The sequence below is a fragment of the Rhizobium alarense genome (assembly GCF_021555155.1).
Taxonomy (GTDB): Bacteria; Pseudomonadota; Alphaproteobacteria; order Rhizobiales; family Rhizobiaceae; genus Rhizobium_D; species Rhizobium_D alarense.
On record NZ_JAKGBU010000066.1, the window covers coordinates 13,253 to 31,755 of the forward strand.

18 protein-coding genes and 1 pseudogene are annotated in these 18,503 nt (G+C 64.9%); 1 reads left to right on the top strand and 18 read right to left on the bottom strand.

Annotated elements, in window-relative coordinates; all coding sequences use genetic code 11:
- Window positions 1–82: 82 nt before the first annotated feature.
- The 18 genes from LXM94_RS18825 to LXM94_RS18910 all read right to left on the bottom strand — a co-directional run bounded on the left by LXM94_RS18825 (window position 83) and on the right by LXM94_RS18910 (window position 17,890).
- Complete coding sequence (locus tag LXM94_RS18825; protein WP_235773003.1) at window positions 83–868, bottom strand: biotin--[acetyl-CoA-carboxylase] ligase; 786 nt, start codon at window positions 866–868, stop codon at window positions 83–85.
- Window positions 865–2,307, bottom strand: a complete 1,443-nt coding sequence (gene nuoN / locus LXM94_RS18830) for an NADH-quinone oxidoreductase subunit NuoN (RefSeq protein WP_235773004.1) — start codon at window positions 2,305–2,307, stop codon at window positions 865–867. Before nuoN ends, LXM94_RS18825 begins: the two co-directional genes overlap by 4 nt.
- A 16-nt stretch (window positions 2,308–2,323) precedes the next feature.
- Window positions 2,324–3,835 carry an NADH-quinone oxidoreductase subunit M gene (locus LXM94_RS18835; protein WP_235773005.1) on the bottom strand — a complete coding sequence of 504 codons (1,512 nt, stop codon included), beginning with the start codon at window positions 3,833–3,835 and terminating at the stop codon, window positions 2,324–2,326.
- Window positions 3,835–5,832, bottom strand: a complete 1,998-nt coding sequence (gene nuoL / locus LXM94_RS18840; RefSeq protein ID WP_235773006.1) for an NADH-quinone oxidoreductase subunit L — start codon at window positions 5,830–5,832, stop codon at window positions 3,835–3,837. Before nuoL ends, LXM94_RS18835 begins: the two co-directional genes overlap by 1 nt.
- A gap of 7 nt (window positions 5,833–5,839) precedes the next feature.
- A complete protein-coding gene (gene nuoK / locus LXM94_RS18845) occupies window positions 5,840–6,148 on the bottom strand; it encodes an NADH-quinone oxidoreductase subunit NuoK (RefSeq protein ID WP_235773007.1) in 309 nt (102 codons plus the stop codon).
- 22 nt (window positions 6,149–6,170) lie between these two features.
- Window positions 6,171–6,785 (bottom strand): NADH-quinone oxidoreductase subunit J, encoded by a 615-nt coding sequence (locus LXM94_RS18850; protein WP_235773008.1) that lies wholly within the window; start codon window positions 6,783–6,785, stop codon window positions 6,171–6,173.
- Between the two features lie 139 nt (window positions 6,786–6,924).
- The gene (gene nuoI / locus LXM94_RS18855; protein ID WP_235773009.1) at window positions 6,925–7,416 is read right to left on the bottom strand and encodes an NADH-quinone oxidoreductase subunit NuoI; all 492 of its coding nucleotides are present in this window, start codon (window positions 7,414–7,416) and stop codon (window positions 6,925–6,927) included.
- Between the two features lie 37 nt (window positions 7,417–7,453).
- On the bottom strand, window positions 7,454–8,500 hold the full coding sequence (gene nuoH / locus LXM94_RS18860) for an NADH-quinone oxidoreductase subunit NuoH (protein ID WP_235773010.1): 1,047 nt from the start codon (window positions 8,498–8,500) through the stop codon (window positions 7,454–7,456).
- A gap of 20 nt (window positions 8,501–8,520) precedes the next feature.
- A complete protein-coding gene (gene nuoG / locus LXM94_RS18865) occupies window positions 8,521–10,599 on the bottom strand; it encodes an NADH-quinone oxidoreductase subunit NuoG (protein WP_235773011.1) in 2,079 nt (692 codons plus the stop codon).
- A 118-nt stretch (window positions 10,600–10,717) separates the two neighbouring features.
- On the bottom strand, window positions 10,718–11,407 hold the full coding sequence (locus LXM94_RS18870) for a hypothetical protein (RefSeq protein WP_235773012.1): 690 nt from the start codon (window positions 11,405–11,407) through the stop codon (window positions 10,718–10,720).
- A gap of 4 nt (window positions 11,408–11,411) precedes the next feature.
- Window positions 11,412–12,716, bottom strand: a complete 1,305-nt coding sequence (gene nuoF, locus LXM94_RS18875) for an NADH-quinone oxidoreductase subunit NuoF (protein ID WP_235773013.1) — start codon at window positions 12,714–12,716, stop codon at window positions 11,412–11,414.
- Between the two features lie 5 nt (window positions 12,717–12,721).
- Window positions 12,722–13,348, bottom strand: coding sequence for a hypothetical protein (locus LXM94_RS18880; protein WP_235773014.1), 627 nt, complete (start codon window positions 13,346–13,348; stop codon window positions 12,722–12,724).
- A gap of 12 nt (window positions 13,349–13,360) precedes the next feature.
- A complete protein-coding gene (locus LXM94_RS18885; protein ID WP_235773015.1) occupies window positions 13,361–14,482 on the bottom strand; it encodes an NADH-quinone oxidoreductase subunit E in 1,122 nt (373 codons plus the stop codon).
- Between the two features lie 162 nt (window positions 14,483–14,644).
- On the bottom strand, window positions 14,645–15,835 hold the full coding sequence (locus tag LXM94_RS18890; protein WP_235773016.1) for an NADH-quinone oxidoreductase subunit D: 1,191 nt from the start codon (window positions 15,833–15,835) through the stop codon (window positions 14,645–14,647).
- A gap of 67 nt (window positions 15,836–15,902) precedes the next feature.
- Window positions 15,903–16,262: a four helix bundle protein gene (locus LXM94_RS18895; RefSeq protein WP_235773019.1), complete on the bottom strand. Its 360-nt coding sequence runs from the start codon at window positions 16,260–16,262 to the stop codon at window positions 15,903–15,905.
- A 73-nt stretch (window positions 16,263–16,335) separates the two neighbouring features.
- Window positions 16,336–16,941: an NADH-quinone oxidoreductase subunit C gene (locus LXM94_RS18900; RefSeq protein WP_235773017.1), complete on the bottom strand. Its 606-nt coding sequence runs from the start codon at window positions 16,939–16,941 to the stop codon at window positions 16,336–16,338.
- A gap of 14 nt (window positions 16,942–16,955) precedes the next feature.
- Window positions 16,956–17,534, bottom strand: a complete 579-nt coding sequence (locus LXM94_RS18905; protein WP_235773018.1) for a NuoB/complex I 20 kDa subunit family protein — start codon at window positions 17,532–17,534, stop codon at window positions 16,956–16,958.
- Window positions 17,525–17,890, bottom strand: coding sequence for an NADH-quinone oxidoreductase subunit A (locus LXM94_RS18910; RefSeq protein WP_119258712.1), 366 nt, complete (start codon window positions 17,888–17,890; stop codon window positions 17,525–17,527). The genes LXM94_RS18905 and LXM94_RS18910 overlap by 10 nt, the downstream gene beginning before the upstream one ends.
- 326 nt (window positions 17,891–18,216) lie before the next feature.
- Here LXM94_RS18910 and LXM94_RS18915 point away from each other — a divergent pair.
- A pseudogene (locus LXM94_RS18915) lies at window positions 18,217–18,503 on the top strand (hypothetical protein); the annotation flags it as partial.

The window sequence follows — 18,503 nt, forward strand, 5'->3', positions numbered from 1 at the left end:
TTCCACTTGGCGCAACGCCCTGCCGACCACGGTCGGGCGAGGGTTCCTGCGCAGATTCAAGGTATCGCAACGGTCCGCCGCGTCACGGCTGACGGACGGCGCTGCTCATCAAAAACACATCTCCGGCCGCGATCAGCCGCGTGCCGCCATCATCGAGGTCCAGTTTCAGCAGACCTGTATCATCAATTCCCGCAAAGCGCCCGGAAATAGCGCGGTCCGGCAGATTGACCGTGATCCTCTCGCCGATGCCGCCCGCCACGCTCCGCCAGCGCTCGATGACAGGCGCGATGCCCTGCCCGCCGTCCCAGTCTCCGAGCACGACCGCCATCGCGCGAAAGAGATGCGCGAAGAGTTCGTCCGGCGAGGCCGCGCAGCCGAAGTCGCGGAGCGTCGCCACCGGATAGAGCCCGTGATCCGGCGCCACCGCCACATTGATCCCGATGCCGATGACCACCGCCTGGCCGCCGGCAGCCAGCGTCTCGCTCTCAACGAGGATGCCGCAGACCTTGCGGCCGTCGACGAGGATGTCGTTCGGCCACTTCACCCGGACGTCGACGCCGGGCGGCATGACGGATGCAATGGCCGCCTGCACGGCAACCGCGACCGCAAGCGGCAGGGACGGCAGGCGCCCGAGCGGCGCCGGGTCGATCAGGAGCAGCGAGGCGTAGAGGTTGCCGGGTTCGGAGGCCCAGGCGCGGCCGCGGCGGCCACGGCCGGAGGTCTGCCGGGCGGCGGTGATCCAGAGACCGGAAAGCGCGCCGTTGCGGGCGCGCTCCAGGCATTCGGAATTGGTGGAGCCGGTCTCGCCGAGCGCTTCGTGCCGGAAGTCGTCGAGCGTCAGCCGGCGGGCGCTGCCCGACCCGCTCAAAAGAACGTCCGGGCGGCGGCTTCCGCCGCCTCGCCGACCGCGCCGCCGATCAGCACGTAGCCGACGACGAAGAGGCCGGACAGGCCGAAGACCAGCTTCAGTTCGCCGGCGGTGCGGGCGAACTCGCCCGTCGCCTCGTCGAACCACATCACCTTGACGATGCGCAGGTAATAGTAGGCGCCGACGACGGAGGCGAGCACGCCAATGATGGCGAGCGCATAGAGATGCGCCTCGATCGCCGCCATGAAGACGAAGTATTTTCCGAAGAAGCCGGCGAGCGGCGGAATGCCCGCAAGCGAGAACATCAGCACGGTCAGCACGGTCGCCATGAAGGGGTTGGTCGTCGAGAGGCCGGCGAGATCGTCGACATTTTCGACATTGCCGCCTTCCTTGCGGCGCATCGCGAGGATGCAGGCGAAGGTGCCGAGCGTCATGACCATGTAGATCAGCATGTAGAGCACGACGCCGCGCACGCCGGTCATCGACCCCGCCGACAGGCCGACGAGCGCATAGCCCATGTGGCCGATGGAGGAATAGGCCATCAGCCGCTTGATGTTCCGCTGGCCGATTGCGGCAAAGGCGCCGAGCAGCATCGAGGCGATCGAGATGAAGACGATGATCTGCTGCCAGTCGGCGACGATCGGCTCGAAGGCCTCGATGACGATCCTGACCAGCATCGCCATGGCGGCGACCTTGGGAGCGGCGGCGAAGAAGGCGGTGACCGGCGTCGGCGCGCCTTCATAGACGTCCGGCGTCCACATGTGGAACGGCACGGCCGAGATCTTGAAGGCGAGGCCGGCGAGCACGAAGACCAGGCCGAAGACGAGCCCAAGCGACCGGCCCTCGGCCGTCAGCGCCGCGGCGATCTCCTCGAAGCCCGTGTGGCCGGTGAAGCCGTAGACCAGCGACATGCCGTAGAGCAGCATGCCCGAGGAAAGCGCGCCGAGCACGAAATACTTGAGGCCCGCTTCCGTCGAGCGGATGCTGTCGCGGTTGATGGCGGCGACGACGTAGAGCGCCAGCGACTGCAGTTCGAGCGACAGGTAGAGCGAGATCAGGTCGTTCGCCGAGATCATCAGCAGCATGCCGACTGTCGCGAGCACGATCAGCACCGGGAACTCGAAGCGGTCGATCTGCTCCGAGCGCGCGTGGCCGACGGTCATCACCATGGCGGTGATCGAGCCGATCAGCGCCAGCACCTTCATGAACTTGGCGAAGGGATCGGCGAGAAAGGCACCGCCATAGGCCTCGCCCTCGCCCGTCACCATGACGAGCCAGAGGCCGGAGATGATGAGCAGCGCCACCGCGAGCCCGGTGACGGTTCCCGCCGACTTCTCGCCCGAGAAGACGCCGATCATGAGCAGGACCATGGCCCCGACCGCGAGAATGATCTCGGGCGTCGAGAGCTGAAGGCTGGCAAGGATGGTATCAGCGGTCATGTTCAGGATCCCGTCGTCAGTTCATCGTCAGCGCGACGGAGCGCGCCGCCTCGAGAGCCGCGGTGTAGTTGGTCAGGAGGGTATCGACCGAGGCTGCCGTCGCGTCGAAGACGGGGGCCGGATAGATACCGAAGAAGATGGTGAGGATCACCAGCGGATAGAGCAGCAGCTTCTCGCGCGGCGACAGATCGAGCAGCGCCTTGAGGCTTTCCTTCTCGAGCGCGCCGAAGATCACCCGGCGATAGAGCCAGAGCGCGTAGGCCGCCGACAGGATGACGCCCGTCGTCGCGAAGAACGCCACCCAGGTGTTGGCGCGGAAGGCGCCGAGCAGCGTCAGCACTTCGCCGACGAAGCCCGAGGTTCCCGGCAGGCCGACATTCGCCATGGTGAAGACCATGAAGGCGACGGCATATTTCGGCATGTTGTTGACGAGGCCGCCATAGGCCGTGATCTCGCGGGTGTGCAGCCGGTCGTAGACGACGCCGACGCAGAGGAAGAGCGCGCCGGAGACGATGCCGTGCGACAGCATCTGGAAGATCGCACCCTGCACGCCCTGCACGTTCGCCGCGAAGATGCCCATCGTCACGTAGCCCATGTGCGCCACCGACGAATAGGCGATCAGCTTCTTGATGTCGTCCTGCATCATCGCGACAAGCGAGGTGTAGATGATCGCCACCACCGACAGCGTGAAGATGAAGGGCGCAAAATATTCCGACGCCAGCGGGAACATCGGCAGCGAGAAGCGCAGGAAGCCGTAGCCGCCGAGCTTCAGAAGCACGCCCGCCAGGATGACCGAGCCCGCCGTCGGCGCCTGCACGTGGGCGTCCGGCAGCCAGGTGTGCGCCGGCCACATCGGCATCTTCACCGCGAAGGACGCGAAGAAGGCGAGCCACAGCCAGGTCTGCATGTGCGGCGGGAACTTGTAGGCGAGCAGTTCCGTGATGTCGGTCGTGCCGGCCTGCCAGTACATCGCCATGATGGCGAGCAGCATCAGCACCGAGCCGAGCAGCGTGTAGAGGAAGAACTTGTAGCTCGCATAGACACGGTCCTTGCCGCCCCAGACACCGATGATGATGAACATCGGGATGAGGCCGGCTTCGAAGAACACGTAGAAGAGCACGATGTCGAGCGAGACGAAGACGCCGACCATGAAGACTTCCAGGAGCAGGAAGGCGATCATGTATTCCTTGAGGCGCTTCTCGATCGTGTTCCAGCTCGCCAGCACGCAGAAGGGCATCAGGAAGGTCGAGAGGATGACGAACAGCATGGAGATGCCGTCGACGCCGAGATGGTAGGAGATGCCGGTGCCGAGCCAGTCGGCCTTCTCGACCATCTGGAAGCCCGGATTCGCGTTGTCGAAGCCGACCCAGATAAAGAGCGACAGGACGAAGGTGAACATCGTCGTCAGCAGCGAGACGTTCAGGATGTTGCGTCGACCGTAGGGGCTGTCCTCACGGGTGAGCAACAGGAGCGCCACGCCGACGAGCGGCAGGAAGGTGACCGCTGAAAGAATGGGCCAATCGGTCATCAGAGGGAGCTCCCGAGCATCATCCAGGTAACGAGCGCCGCAATTCCGAGCAGCATCGCGAAGGCATAGTGATAGAGGTAACCGGTCTGGAGGCGCACGACCCGGTCGGTCACGTCCATGACGCGCGCGGCGACGCCGTTCGGGCCGAAGCCGTCGATGACGACGCCGTCACCCTTCTTCCAGAGCGTCCTGCCGATCCACATGGCGGGACGCACAAAGAGGAAGTCGTAGAGCTCGTCGAAATACCACTTGTTGAGCAGGAACCGGTAGAGGCCGCGGTGCTGCTCGGCGAGATACTTCGGCGTCTCCGGCGAACGGATATACATGTACCAGGCGGTGACGAAGCCGAGCGCCATGGCGGCGAACGGGCTCCACTTCACCCATTTCGGCACGTCGTGGAACTCGTGGACGACGTGGTTGTCGGCAGCCGTGAAGAGCGCGCCCTGCCAGAACTCCTCGTAGTGGTGGCCGAAGAAATATTCGACGAAGATCACGCCCGCCGCGACCGCGCCGGCAGCCAGCAGGTAGAGCGGCACCAGCATGACGGCCGGCGATTCGTGCACGTGGTGCATCACGTCCGACGAGGCGCGCGGTTTGCCGAAGAAGGTCAGGAAGGCGAGACGCCAGGAATAGAAGCTGGTGAACAGCGCCGCGATCACCAGCAGCGTGAAGGCGAAGCCGCCGACGGCGCTGTGCGAGGCGAAGGCGCTCTCGATGATCGCGTCCTTCGAGAAGAAGCCGGCAAAGCCGATCGACGTGCCGGGAATGCCGACGCCGGTCAGCGCCAGGGTGCCGATCGTCATCATCCAGAAGGTGATCGGGATGTGTTTGCGCAGGCCGCCCATGTAGCGCATGTCCTGCTCGCCGTCGACGGCGTGGATGACCGAACCGGCGCCGAGGAACAGCAGCGCCTTGAAGAAGGCGTGCGTGAAGAGGTGGAAGATCGCCGCGCCATAGGCGCCGATGCCGAGCGCCACGAACATGTAGCCGAGCTGCGAGCAGGTCGAATAGGCGATGACGCGCTTGATGTCGTTCTGCACGAGGCCGACGGTCGCCGCGAAAAAGGCGGTGATCGCGCCGACCAGCGTCACGACCATCAGCGCCTCGTGCGACAGTTCGAAGATCGGCGACATGCGGGCGACGAGGAAGACGCCGGCGGTGACCATGGTCGCGGCATGGATGAGCGCCGAGACCGGCGTCGGGCCTTCCATGGCGTCCGGCAGCCAGGTGTGCAGCAGGAACTGCGCCGACTTGCCCATGGCGCCCATGAAGAGCAGCAGGCAGGTGGCCGTCAGCGCATGCGACTTGTCGAGATGCATGCCGAACAGCGTGATGACGGGTTCGGCCGCATCCGCCGCCCCCTCCGCCGGCAGGTAGGTCGCCGCCGTCGCAAAGACCGTCTCCAGGCTGATCGAGCCGAACAGCACGAAGACCGAGAAGATGCCGAGCGCGAAGCCGAAGTCGCCGACGCGGTTGACGATGAAGGCCTTCATGGCGGCAGCGCAGGCCGACGGCTTCTTGTACCAGAAGCCGATCAGCAGGTAGGACGCGAGGCCGACGCCTTCCCAGCCGAAGAACATCTGCAAGAGGTTGTCCGACGTCACCAGCATGAGCATGGCGAAGGTGAAGAGCGACAGATAGCCGAAGAAGCGCGGCCGATGCGGGTCGTGGTGCATGTAGCCGATGGAGTAGATGTGCACGAGCGTCGACACGGAATTCACGACGACGAGCATCACGGCCGTCAGCGTGTCGACGCGGAACGACCAGGCGACGTCGAAGCTGCCGGACTGGATCCAGCGCAGCACCGGAACCGTCAGCATCTGCTCCTCGCCCATGGCGATGTGGAAGAAGACGATCCAGGAGAAGACGGCGGCGATCACCATGAAGCCGGAGGTGATGAACTCCGATGCCTTGGCGCCGATCTGGTTGCCCGCAAGCCCCGCGATCAGGAAGCCGATCAGCGGCAGGAAGACGATTGCCTTGATGATGGTTTCCATGACCCGATCAGCCCTTCATCATGTTGACGTCTTCGACGGCGATCGAACCGCGGTTGCGGTAGAAGACGACGAGAATTGCGAGACCGATGGCCGCTTCCGCAGCCGCGACGGTCAGAATGAACAGGGCGAAAACCTGGCCGACGATGTCGTTCAGGAATGCCGAGAAGGCGACCATGTTGATGTTGACGGACAGCAGGATGAGCTCGACCGACATCAGGATGATGATGACGTTCTTCCGGTTGAGGAAGATGCCGAAGATGCCCAGCGTGAACATGATGGCGCTGACGGTGAGGTAGTGGGAAATGCCGATTTCCATTGCTTCGTTCCTTGTCCTCGCCTCAGACGCCCTGGCCCGGTTTGACCTTGACCACCTCGACGGCGGTTTCGGGCGTGCGGGCGACCTGCCGGGAAATGTCCTGCCGCTTGATATGCTCGCGATGGCGCAGCGTCAGCACGATGGCGCCGATCATTGCCACCAGCAGGACCAGGCCGGCGATCTGGAAAAAAAACACGTAGTGGGTATAGAGCACGTCGCCGAGCGCGGCCGTGTTGGTGCGCTCCGAAACCGGCGGAATGGGCATCGCCACCGAATTGGCGATCTCCGGCGACAGTGTCGAGCCGCCGACGACGACGATGAGTTCGGCCGCGAGGATCAGGCCGACCAGCGCGCCGACCGGCGCATATTCCAGCATGCCGGAGCGCAGTTCCGCAAAGTCGATGTCGAGCATCATCACGACGAACAGGAAGAGCACCGCCACGGCGCCGACATAGACGACGAGCAGGATCATCGCGAGGAACTCGGCGCCCGTCAGCAGGAAGAGACCGGCCGAATTGAAGAAGGTGAGGATCAGGAACAGGACCGAATAGACCGGGTTCCTCGACGCGATCACCATGAAGGCCGACGCCACCGCCACGAAGGCGAAGAGATAGAAAAATAGAGCCTGCAGACCCATGTTGGTGCCTTTTTCTTCTTCCCCCGGAGCGGACCCGCGCGGCCCGCCCCGACAGGACCGGCCGAAGCCCGCCCCTTCCGAGATTGTCACCGTCCACCCTCCCCCTTGGAAGCCAGACGGTGCGGATCAGTTCGACGGATCAGCGGTAGGGCGAATCCATCGCGATGTTGCGGGCGATCTCCCGCTCCCAGCGGTCGCCGTTGTCGAGCAGCCGCTGCTTGTCGTAGTAGAGTTCCTCGCGCGTTTCCGTCGCGAATTCGAAATTCGGGCCCTCGACGATCGCGTCGACCGGGCAGGCCTCCTGGCAGAAGCCGCAATAGATGCACTTCACCATGTCGATGTCGTAGCGCACCGTGCGGCGCGTGCCGTCGTTGCGGCGCGGCCCCGCCTCGATGGTGATCGCCTGCGCGGGACAGATCGCCTCGCAGAGCTTGCAGGCGATGCAGCGCTCCTCGCCGTTCGGATAGCGGCGTAGCGCATGCTCGCCGCGGAAACGCGGCGAGACCGGCCCCTTTTCGAACGGATAGTTCACCGTCGCCTTCGGCTTGAAGAAGTAGCGCATCGACAGGAAGAAGGCGCCGACGAACTCCTTGAGGAACAGCGAATTCACGGCTTGCGAAAGACCAGCCATAGTCAAGCTCCAATGCTGCTGAACGCGCGGGCGGCCGTCATGCGGACCATCCCGTGAGCTTCAGCACGAATGCAACGATCACGACCATGGCGAGCGACAGCGGCAGGAAGACCTTCCAGCCGAGGCGCATGAGCTGGTCGTAGCGGTAGCGCGGCACGAAGGCCTTCACCATCGCGAACATGAAGAAGACGAACCCGCCCTTCAGCACGAACCAGACGATGCCCGGCACCCAGTTGAAGAGCCAGAAATCGACCGGCGGCAGCCAGCCGCCGAGGAAGAGGATCGTCGTCAGCGCGCACATCAGGCAGATGGCGGCATATTCGCCGAGCATGAACATCATGTAGGGCGTCGAGCCGTATTCGACCATGAAGCCGGCGACGAGTTCGGATTCGGCTTCCGGCAGGTCGAAGGGCGGGCGGTTCGTCTCGGCGAGCGCCGAGATGAAGAACACCACGAACATCGGGAACAGCGCCAGCCAGTGCCAGTCGAGGAACGAGCCCGGCAGGCCGACCATCGTGCCGATGCCGTCCTTCTGCGAATTGACGATGTCGGTCAGGTTCAGCGAACCGACGCAGAGCAGCACGGTGACGATGACGAAGCCGATCGACACCTCGTAGGAGACCATCTGCGCCGCCGACCGCAGCGCGCCGAGGAACGGATATTTCGAGTTCGACGCCCAGCCGCCCATGATGATGCCGTAGACCTCGAGCGACGAGATCGCGAAGACATAGAGGATGCCGACATTGATGTTGGCGATGACCCAGTTCTCGTTGAGCGGGATGACGGCCCAGGCGGCGAGCGCCAGCGTCACCGACACGAGCGGCGCCAGCAGGAAGATCGTCTTGTTGGCGCCGGCCGGGATGATCGGCTCCTTGAAGACGAACTTCAAAAGGTCGGCGAAGGACTGGAAGAGGCCCCACGGGCCGACGACGTTCGGGCCGCGGCGCAGCTGCACGGCGGCCCAGATCTTGCGGTCGGCGAGCAGGATATAGGCGATGAAGAGCAGAAGCGCGACCAGCAGCAGGAGCGACTGGGCGATCATGATGGCCGCGGGCCATACATAGGTCGAAACGAAAGCGTCCATGATGCCTTATTCCCTCGCGCTCATTCCGCCGCGGCTTTGAAGTTGTTGCGGGCGAGTGCCGAGCATTCGGCCATGACCGCGGAGGCGCGCGCTATCGGGTTCGTCAAATAGAAGTCTTTGATCGGAGACGCAAACCCGGATTTCGCCATGGTCCCGCCTTTTTTCGCAAGTGCGGCAATATCGCTCGAATTGCCGGGCGCGATCTCGTCGACCGCGGCGAAATGCGGGTGCGCCGCATAGAGCTTCGCGCGCAGTTGCGCCAGCGAATCGAAGGGCAGCTTCTTGCCGAGCACGTCGGAAAGCGCCCGCAGGATCGCCCATTCCTCGCGGGCCTCGCCCGGCGCGAAGCCGGCGCGGTTGCCCATCTGGACGCGGCCCTCGGTGTTGACCCAGGTCCCCGACTTTTCGGTATAGGCCGCACCCGGCAGGATGACGTCGGCGCTCTGCGCGCCCTCGTCGCCATGCGAGCCGATATAGACGGTGAAGGCCGTCTTGCCGGAAAAGTCCATTTCGTCGGCGCCGAGCAGGAAGAGCACGTCCATCGCCTCCGGCATGTCCGCCGCCAGCTTGCCGCCCGCGCCCGGCACGAAGCCGAGGTCGAGACCGCCGACGCGCGACGCCGCGGTATGGAGCACCGCGAGGCCGTTCCACTCGGCCGTCGCCGCGCCGACCGTTTCGGCGAGCTTCGCGGCGGCAGCCAGCACGGCAAGGCCGTCCGGGCGTGCCAGCGCGCCCTGGCCGACGAGGATCATCGGGCGCTTGGCCTTCTTGAGCCTGGCGGCGAACTTGTTCGAGCCGTCGAGCAGTTCCGACAGCGTGTCGGCGCCGGCGCCGAGATAGTCGTAGGCATAGCGCAGCTCGCCCGGCTCGCCGATGACGCCGATCGGGAAGCCGTCCTGGCGCCAGCGCTTGCGGATGCGGGCGTTGAGCACCGCCGCCTCAAGGCGCGGATTGGCGCCGACGATGAGCAGCGCATCGGCGCTTTCGATGCCCTCGATCGTCGGGTTGAAGAGGTAGCTCGCGCGGCCGAGCGACGGATCGAGCGCCGTGCCGTCCTGGCGACAATCGATGTTTGCGGATCCGAGCGCCGTCATCAGTTCCTTGAGCGCGTACATCTCCTCGACCGAGGCGAGGTCGCCGGCGATCGCGCCGATCCTGTCACCCGGCTTGCCGGCGACGGCCGCCTTGATCGCCGCGAAGGCCTCGCCCCAGCTTGCCGGCTGCAGGCGGCCGTCCGTGCGGACATAGGGGCGGTCGAGGCGCTGCGTCTTCAGGCCGTCCCAGATGAAGCGGGTCTTGTCGGAGATCCACTCCTCGTTGATCTCCTCGTTGACGCGCGGCAGGATGCGCATGACCTCGCGGCCGCGCGTGTCGACGCGGATCGCCGAGCCGACGGCATCCATGACGTCGATCGATTCCGTCTTGTTCAGTTCCCACGGGCGCGCCGTGAAGGCGAAGGGCTTCGAGGTCAGCGCGCCGACCGGGCAGAGGTCGACGACGTTGCCCTGCAGCTCCGACGTCATCGCCTGCTCGAGATAGGTGGTGATCTCCGCATCCTCGCCGCGGCCGATCAGGCCGAGCTCGGTGATGCCGGCCACCTCCGTCGTGAAGCGGACGCAGCGCGTGCAGTGGATGCAGCGGTTCATGATCGTCTTGACGAGCGGGCCGATATACTTGTCCTCGACGGCGCGCTTGTTTTCCTGGTAGCGCGAACTGTCGATGCCGAAGGCCATCGCCTGGTCCTGCAGGTCGCATTCGCCGCCCTGGTCGCAGATCGGGCAGTCGAGCGGATGGTTGATGAGCAGGAACTCCATCACCCCTTCGCGCGCCTTCTTGACCATCGGCGTGTTCGTGAAGACTTCCGGCGCCTCGCCGTTCGGGCCGGGACGCAGGTCGCGCACGCCCATGGCGCAGGAGGCCGCCGGCTTCGGCGGGCCGCCCTTCACCTCGATCAGGCACATGCGGCAGTTGCCGGCGACCGAAAGCCGCTCGTGGAAACAGAAGCGCGGAACCTCGGCGCCGGCCTCCTCGCACGCCTGAAGCAGCGTGAAGTGATCCGGGACCTCGATTTCTTTTCCGTCGACTTTCAGCTTTGCCATGTCTGTCTTCCCGCTCCTGACGCGGTCTCCCGCGTCCCTTCAGCGCTCATTTCCCCAGCGGAAGCCCGATCGATCCGTGCTTCCGCCTCAACCACCGACTGCCGGCGCGGCCGATCGCTCAGCCCTTCGCCAGCCCCTTCGCCTGCTCCACCCAGCCATCGCGGGCAATGCGCCCGTCGAGGCCGAGCTCGGCTTCGATCCTTTCCACGTCCGAGGCCGACCAGGCGGCGATCTCGGCATAGCGGGTGATCCCCATGCCGTTCAGCACCTGCTCGAGCTTCGGCCCGACGCCCGAAATCCTCTTCAGGTCGTCGGCCTTCGCGACTTTCGCGCGCGCAGCCTTGCGGGCCGGCGCTGCTTTCTCCGGCTCCGGAGCCGGCTTGACCTTTGCCACCGCGACGCGAGCGGGCTTGCCCCGCACCGTCGCCTTCGGCGCGGTTTTCCGCACCTCGCTCGGCATTGCCGGTACAGGCGCGGCGAGCGGTTCGACTGCGGCCGTGATCTCGGCCACGCGCGCCACCACCGCTTCCGCCTCGGCAAGACCGGCCTCGGCCTCGTCCAGCGCGACCTTCGTCCTGGCGGTCGCCCCCTGCATCGCCCCGAGCATCATGCCCGCGATCTGCCCCGTGACCCCGAGGCCGATCGCTGTTGCGGCGGCCATGGCGGCCATCGGATGCGCCATCAGAGGATGCATCGGAACCGCCGGCATCTCCCGCAGCCACGGCGCCAGACCGAATGGGTCGTCGCCCGCCGCCGCGGCCGGCGGGACGTTGGTTGCATTCGCTTCCTGTCCTGCCGGCTTCGTCATCGCCTTACTCCGCTGCCTCGAGCACCGCGCCATGCGCCATCGCATTGGCGGTATACTGGTCTATGCGCCGCTCCATTTCCGGGCGGAAATGTTTGATCAGGCCCTGGATCGGCCAGGCGGCCGCGTCGCCCAGCGCACAGATGGTGTGGCCCTCGACCTGCTTCGTCACGTCGAACAGCATGTCGATCTCGCGCTTCTGCGCGTTGCCCTTCACCATGCGCTCCATGACGCGCATCATCCAGCCGGTGCCTTCGCGGCAGGGCGTGCACTGGCCGCAGCTCTCGTGCTTGTAGAAGGCCGACAGCCGCCAGATCGCCTTCACGATGTCGGTCGACTTGTCCATCACGATGACGGCGGCGGTGCCGAGGCCGGAGCCGAGGGCGCGCAGGCCGTCGTAGTCCATGATCGCGTCCTTCATCTGCGCGCCGGGCACGCAGGGGACCGAGGAGCCGCCGGGGATCACGGCAAGCAGGTTGTCCCAGCCGCCGCGGATGCCGCCGCAATGCTTCTCGATCAGTTCCTCGAAGGTGATCGACATGGCGTCCTCGACCGTGCAGGGCCGGTTCACGTGGCCGGAGATCGAATAGAGCTTGGTGCCGTGGTTGTTCGGCCGGCCGAAGCCCGTGTACCAGGCCGCCCCGCGGCGCAGGATGGTTGGCGTAACGGCAATCGACTCGACGTTATTCACCGTCGTCGGGCAGCCGTAGAGGCCCATGTTCGCCGGAAAGGGCGGCTTCAGGCGCGGCTGGCCCTTCTTGCCTTCCAGGCTTTCGAGCAGCGCCGTCTCCTCGCCGCAGATATAGGCGCCGGCGCCGTGGTGCACGACGATGTCGATGTCGTAGCCGAGCTTGTTGTTCTTGCCGAGCAGGCCGTAGTCGTAACACTCGTCGATCGCCGCCTGCAGCGCCTCGCGCTCGCGGATGAACTCGCCGCGCACGTAGATATAGGCGGTGTTGGCGGCCATGGCGAAGGACGCGATGACGCAGCCCTCGATCAGCGTATGCGGATCGTGGCGCATGATGTCGCGGTCCTTGCAGGTGCCGGGCTCCGATTCGTCGGCGTTGACGACGAGATAGTGCGGACGCCCGTCGCTCTCCTTCGGCATGAAGGACCACTTGAGGCCGGTCGGGAAGCCGGCGCCGCCGCGGCCGCGCAGGCCCGAGGCCTTCACCTCGTTGATGATCCAGTCGCGGCCCTTTTCGAGAAGCTCCTTCGTGCCGTCCCAATGGCCGCGCGCCATCGCGCCCTTCAAGGACTTGTCCTTGAGGCCATAGATGTTGGTGAAGATGCGATCCTGGTCCTTCAGCATGGTTCTTACCCGCCACTCTGCGTGTCATTGCCTGCGCCGAAGATGCGCTTTGCAATGAATTGAAATGCAATTCCGCCGGCCACCGCGCAGCCTGCCGCCTTCAGCAGCAGCAGCGCAACCGCGCCCATGTCGGAGGCCTGTACCCCGTCCTTGAATGCCGTCTGTTCCCCGACCTCGATTCCCAGGACCTCGGAGGGTGCCAGGAAAGTCGAATAGACAAAGTAGCCGAGACCGACAAGCGCCCCGGCCAGGTACACCGGCGACTTCAACGCGTTGGTCCGCGCGGCATGGAGGTCATCCAGCGACTTGCGGAATTTGTTGGCGCCCCAGTAGAAAATCCCGCCGGCCAGCAGCGATACGAGCACGACCGAAAACGGGTCCGTCCTGCCCTCCATCACCACATTGAAGTAGGCGGCGAAAAGCGCGATGCAGAGGCCAAAGACCTTCGGCCAGTGCTTCTCGATGAAGACCACTGTCGGGCTCGCCTCGGTCGGCTCGTCGCCGCGGACCATCACCCGGCTGCGATCGCCGGAAAACTGATGGGCGCCTTCGGCATTCGGCACGCGCACGGACGCCGTCGGGCGTTTTGCCCCGACGCTCGCCTCAACGCCCCTCTTGCCGAATGCGGCCATCATTTCCCTACCTTACCGCGGCGTCTTGCCGAAGACCCTGATGTACTCGGCTTCGCCGCCCTTGGCGAGCGCCTTGGCCTGCTTCACCCAGTCGTCGCGCTCGATGCGGCCCTTGAAATTCAGGTAGCCGTCCACCCATTCACGCTCCGCCTTCTTCCAGGCGGCGACCTGGGCAAAGGTGAAGATGCCGAGGTCGTGCAGGATTCCCTCGATCTTCGGCCCGACGCCGGAGATCAGCTTGAGATCGTCGACCGCCGCGGGACGGGCGATGCCGGCCGGACGGTTCTTGTCCTCGAGCGAGGGCTTCGCCGTTGCCGGCTTGGCGGCCGGGGCGGCGCCCTCCGCGCGGGTCTCGCCCTTCACCTCTGCATTGGCGGCGGCCTCCTTTTTGGCGGTCGCCGGCGTCTTCAGGGTCGGATCGGTCTCGGCTGCCGCCGTCTGCGGCTTCGCGGCGTTCGATGGCGGCACGCTGACCGCCTCGGGGTCCGCCTTCCGGGTGGCGCGCGGCGCGGCCTTCTTCGGCTCCGGCTCGTTGAGCGACGTCAGGCCGCCGGCGGGGGCGGAATAGATGCGGTCAACCTGCGGACCGGGCCGGACGTCCGTTCCCCTGCCCGCCTCGAACCGGTCGATGATGTGCTCGAGCTGCGTCGCCGTCAGGTCCTCATAGGTGTCCTTGAAGATCATGACCATCGGTGCGTTGACGCAGGCGCCCTGACACTCGACCTCTTCCCAGGAGAGCGTGCCGCCCGCGTTGAGCGCGAAGGGCTCGGCATGGATCTTCTTCTTGCAGACATTGATCAGGTCTTCCGCGCCGCGCAGCATGCAGGGCGTCGTGCCGCAGACCTGCACATGGGCGCGCGTGCCGACCGGCTTCAGCTGGAACTGGGTATAGAAGGTCGCGACTTCCAGAACGCGGATATAGGCCATGCCGAGCATGTCGGCGATCGATTCGATCGCCGCCTTGGTGACCCAGCCGTCCTGTTCCTGCGCCCGCATCAGCAGCGGGATGACGGCCGACTGCTCGCGGCCCTTCGGGTATTTCTTGATCGTAGCCTTCGCCCAGGCCGCGTTCTCCTTGGAGAAGGCGAAGCTCGGGGGCTGAACGGTATCTTCGGCTAGTCGACGAACAGACATTCTTTCACGCCTTGTTGAGCGCCGTCGGCAGCGCCCGCGGGGCCGACGGCATGTCATGCTTCTTCATGAACGAAAGGGACGCAGGAGCGCATGCGGCAGCACGCGCCGCGCCGCCCGACGAAGGGCCGGCGGCATTGCCTGCTGCCCGGACCACCATCGCCGTCAACGGTCCACCTCGCCAAATACGATGTCGAGCGAGCCCAGGATCGCCGAGACGTCGGCGAGCTGGTGTCCGCGACAGAGGAAGTCCATGGCCTGCAGATGCGCATAGCCCGGCGCGCGGATCTTGCAGCGATACGGCTTGTTGGTGCCGTCGGCGACGAGATAGACGCCGAACTCGCCCTTCGGCGCCTCGACGGCCGCGTAGACCTCGCCTTCCGGCACGTGATAGCCCTCGGTATAGAGCTTGAAGTGATGGATGAGCGCCTCCATCGAGCGCTTCATCTGACCGCGCTTCGGCGGCACCATCTTGCCGTCGAGCGAGGAAATCGGGCCGACCTTGGCGTCGCCGAGCAGGCGGTCGACGCACTGGCGCATGATCTTCGCCGATTCGCGCATCTCGATCATGCGGATGAGATAGCGGTCGTAGCAGTCGCCGTTCTTGCCGATCGGGATGTCGAAATCGAGATCGGAGTAGCACTCGTAGGGCTGCGAACGGCGCAGGTCCCAGGCAGCCCCCGAGCCGCGCACCATGACGCCGGAAAAACCCCAGGCCCAGGCGTCCTCGAGCTTCACCACGCCGATGTCGACATTGCGCTGCTTGAAGATGCGGTTGCCGGTCAGCAGCTCGTCGATGTCGTCGACGGTCTTCAGGAACGGGTCGATCCACTTGCCGATATCCTCGACGAGCTCGTGCGGCAGGTCCTGGTGCACGCCGCCCGGCCGGACATAGGCCGAGTGCATGCGCGCGCCGCAGGCGCGCTCGTAGAACACCATCAGCTTCTCGCGCTCCTCGAAGCCCCAGAGCGGCGGCGTCAACGCGCCGACGTCCATGGCCTGCGTCGTCACGTTGAGGAGGTGCGACAGGATGCGGCCGATCTCGGAATAGAGCACGCGGATGAGCTGGCCGCGGATCGGCACCTCGGTGCCCGTCAGCCGCTCGATGGCAAGCGCGAAGGCGTGCTCCTGGTTCATCGGCGCGACATAGTCGAGCCGGTCGAAATAGGGAACCGCCTGGAGATAGGTCTTCGTCTCGATCAGCTTCTCGGTGCCGCGATGCAGGAGCCCGATATGCGGGTCCACCCGCTCGACGATCTCGCCGTCGAGCTCGAGCACAAGACGCAGAACGCCGTGCGCCGCCGGATGCTGCGGCCCGAAGTTGATATTGAAGTTGCGAACGTTGTGTTCGGTCATGAGCGGCGCGCTCCGCGCTGGCAGGGAGTAGCGAATAGCGAATAGCGAATAGTGACAGTCGTCTGTTTCATAGCTTTTCCTGCAGACTTCTAATCAGTGCACGCAGCATTTTTCCGATTTCATCCGACCGGTCCATCAGGTCATGAAACCGGGGATGCTTCAGCATCCCCACCCTCTGCGCGATGATCAAATGGGTCTCTAACTCCTTCAGCGAGCCCTGAGAAATCCTCAGGAACTGGATGAAGTTGGCCGTACTTTCTCGACCGTGCCCTTCTGCTATGTTTGCGGCGACTGAACCTGCCGCCCTTCGCAACTGAGCCGTCAATCCGTACAACTCACCCTTCGGAAACTCCTCGGTCGCCTTGTAGCAATGAACGGCGAGTTCAATCGCCGACTGCCAGACCTTGAGTTCCCTGTAGGAGTTAATCGTCTGCGTCTCCTTCGTTCTGTGGCGATAACTATTCGCTATTCGCTATTCGCTATTCGCCAGTCTGCATCAATCAGTTCGCCTTCGCCTTCTCATCCCCCGGCAGCACATAGTCCGTGCCTTCCCAGGGGGACAGGAAGTCGAAGTTGCGGAATTCCTGCCGAAGCTCGACCGGCTCGTAGACCACGCGCTTGACCTCGTCGTCGTAGCGCACCTCGACGAAGCCGGTGGTCGGGAAGTCCTTGCGCAGCGGATGCCCCTCGAAGCCGTAGTCGGTGAGGATGCGGCGCAGGTCCGGGTGGCCGGTGAAGAGGATGCCGTACATGTCGTAGGCCTCGCGCTCGAACCAGTCGGCGCCCGGATAGACGGCGCAGGCCGACGGCACAGGTTCGTCCTCGCCGGTCGCGACCTTGACGCGGATGCGCAGGTTCTGGCGCGGCGACTGCAGGTGATAGACCACGTCGAAACGTGCGGCGCGGGCCGGCCAGTCGACGCCGCAGATGTCGACGAAATTGACGAAACCGCACTGCACGTCATCGCGCAGGAAGGTCAGCAGATCGATCAGGTTCTCGCCGGACGTCGTCAGCGTCAGTTCGCCGAAGACGACTTTCGACGAAAGCACGAGCTTGCCGCGGGCTTCCCCGACATAGCTCGCAAGGTCATTCAGGGCTTCACTCATCGTCCGCTCCCCGCTCAGCGCTCGATCGTTCCGGTGCGGCGTATCTTCTTCTGCAGCAGAAGCACCCCGTAAAGGAGCGCCTCCGCCGTGGGAGGACAGCCCGGCACGTAGATGTCGACCGGCACGACACGGTCGCAGCCGCGCACGACGGAATAGGAATAGTGGTAGTAGCCGCCGCCATTGGCGCAGGAGCCCATCGAGATGACGTAGCGCGGCTCCGGCATCTGGTCGTAGACCTTGCGCAGCGCCGGCGCCATCTTGTTGGTCAGCGTGCCGGCGACGATCATCACGTCCGACTGGCGCGGGCTGGCGCGCGGCGCGAAGCCGAAACGCTCGACATCATAGCGCGGCATCGACAGCTGCATCATCTCCACGGCGCAGCAGGCGAGGCCGAAGGTCATCCACATCAGCGAGCCGGTGCGTGCCCAGTTGATGAGCTCGTCGGTCGAGGTGACGAGGAAACCCTTGTCGGCGAGTTCGTTGTTGATCTCGCCGAAGAACGGATCATTGGCGCCGACCGGCTTGCCGGTGTTCGGGTCGATGATGCCCTTGGCCTCCGGGGCCACGAGCGTGCTGGTGGCTGCTACTCCCATTCGAGCGCCCCCTTCTTCCATTCGTAGATGAAGCCGATCGTCAGGACCCCGAGGAAGACCATCATCGACCAGAAGCCGAACCAGCCCATGTCGCCGAAGGAGACGGCCCAGGGGAAGAGGAAGGCGACTTCGAGGTCGAATATGATGAACAGGATCGAGACCAGATAGAAGCGGATGTCGAACTTCATGCGGGCGTCGTCGAAGGCGTTGAAGCCGCATTCGTAAGCCGACAGCTTTTCGGAATCGGGCGCCTTGTAGGCGACGGCGAAGGGCGCGACGAGAAGCGCGATGCCGATCACCAACGCGATGCCGATGAAGATGGCGATCGGGATATAGGAACCGAGAAGTTCAGTCATTGGCGTCCATCCTGCCTGCATGCAGCGCCGGAGAGACGCCCGTTCGGTCCGGTGACCTGCAAGCCGAGAATTATGTTGCAACGCCAGAGTGGTTAGCGCAGTGAGCGCCGCCATGCAAGGCTTTGTCCGGCTTTCGCCAAATTCCTTGTCCAGTTTTCCCGGCCGGGCGATTTCCGGCCTCCGGAAGCCGTTTCAATCGTTGTGAATTCGGCTTGCACGGGAATCGGGACGTTTCGCCGCAGGCAGCCGCGCCGCTGGCGGAAGCGCCGTCGGCCGGCGCGTTCACAAGAGACGAAAGCAAGCCTGCTGCCGTCCGGATCGCGGACATGGGCACGGTGGAATCCGCCGCCCTAATACGGCCTGCGGCCGGACGCGCCCTCGCTGCTGCCGCCATGGGCAGAGGCGACCGCGGACCGGCGATCGATCCGCGCCGGTGCGTCGGCGGGAAAGGCGGCCGTCGCGCCGCAGCCGGCACCGGCCGAACACTGGCAGGACGCGTCGGCGAATCAGGAACGACACGCGCCGGCGAGTGCTGCCTAGGCTCAGGACTCATTGATCAGAGCCAGAAGATGACGGTCGCGGCGATGCATATTGCGGAGAAGAAGGTGTGCGC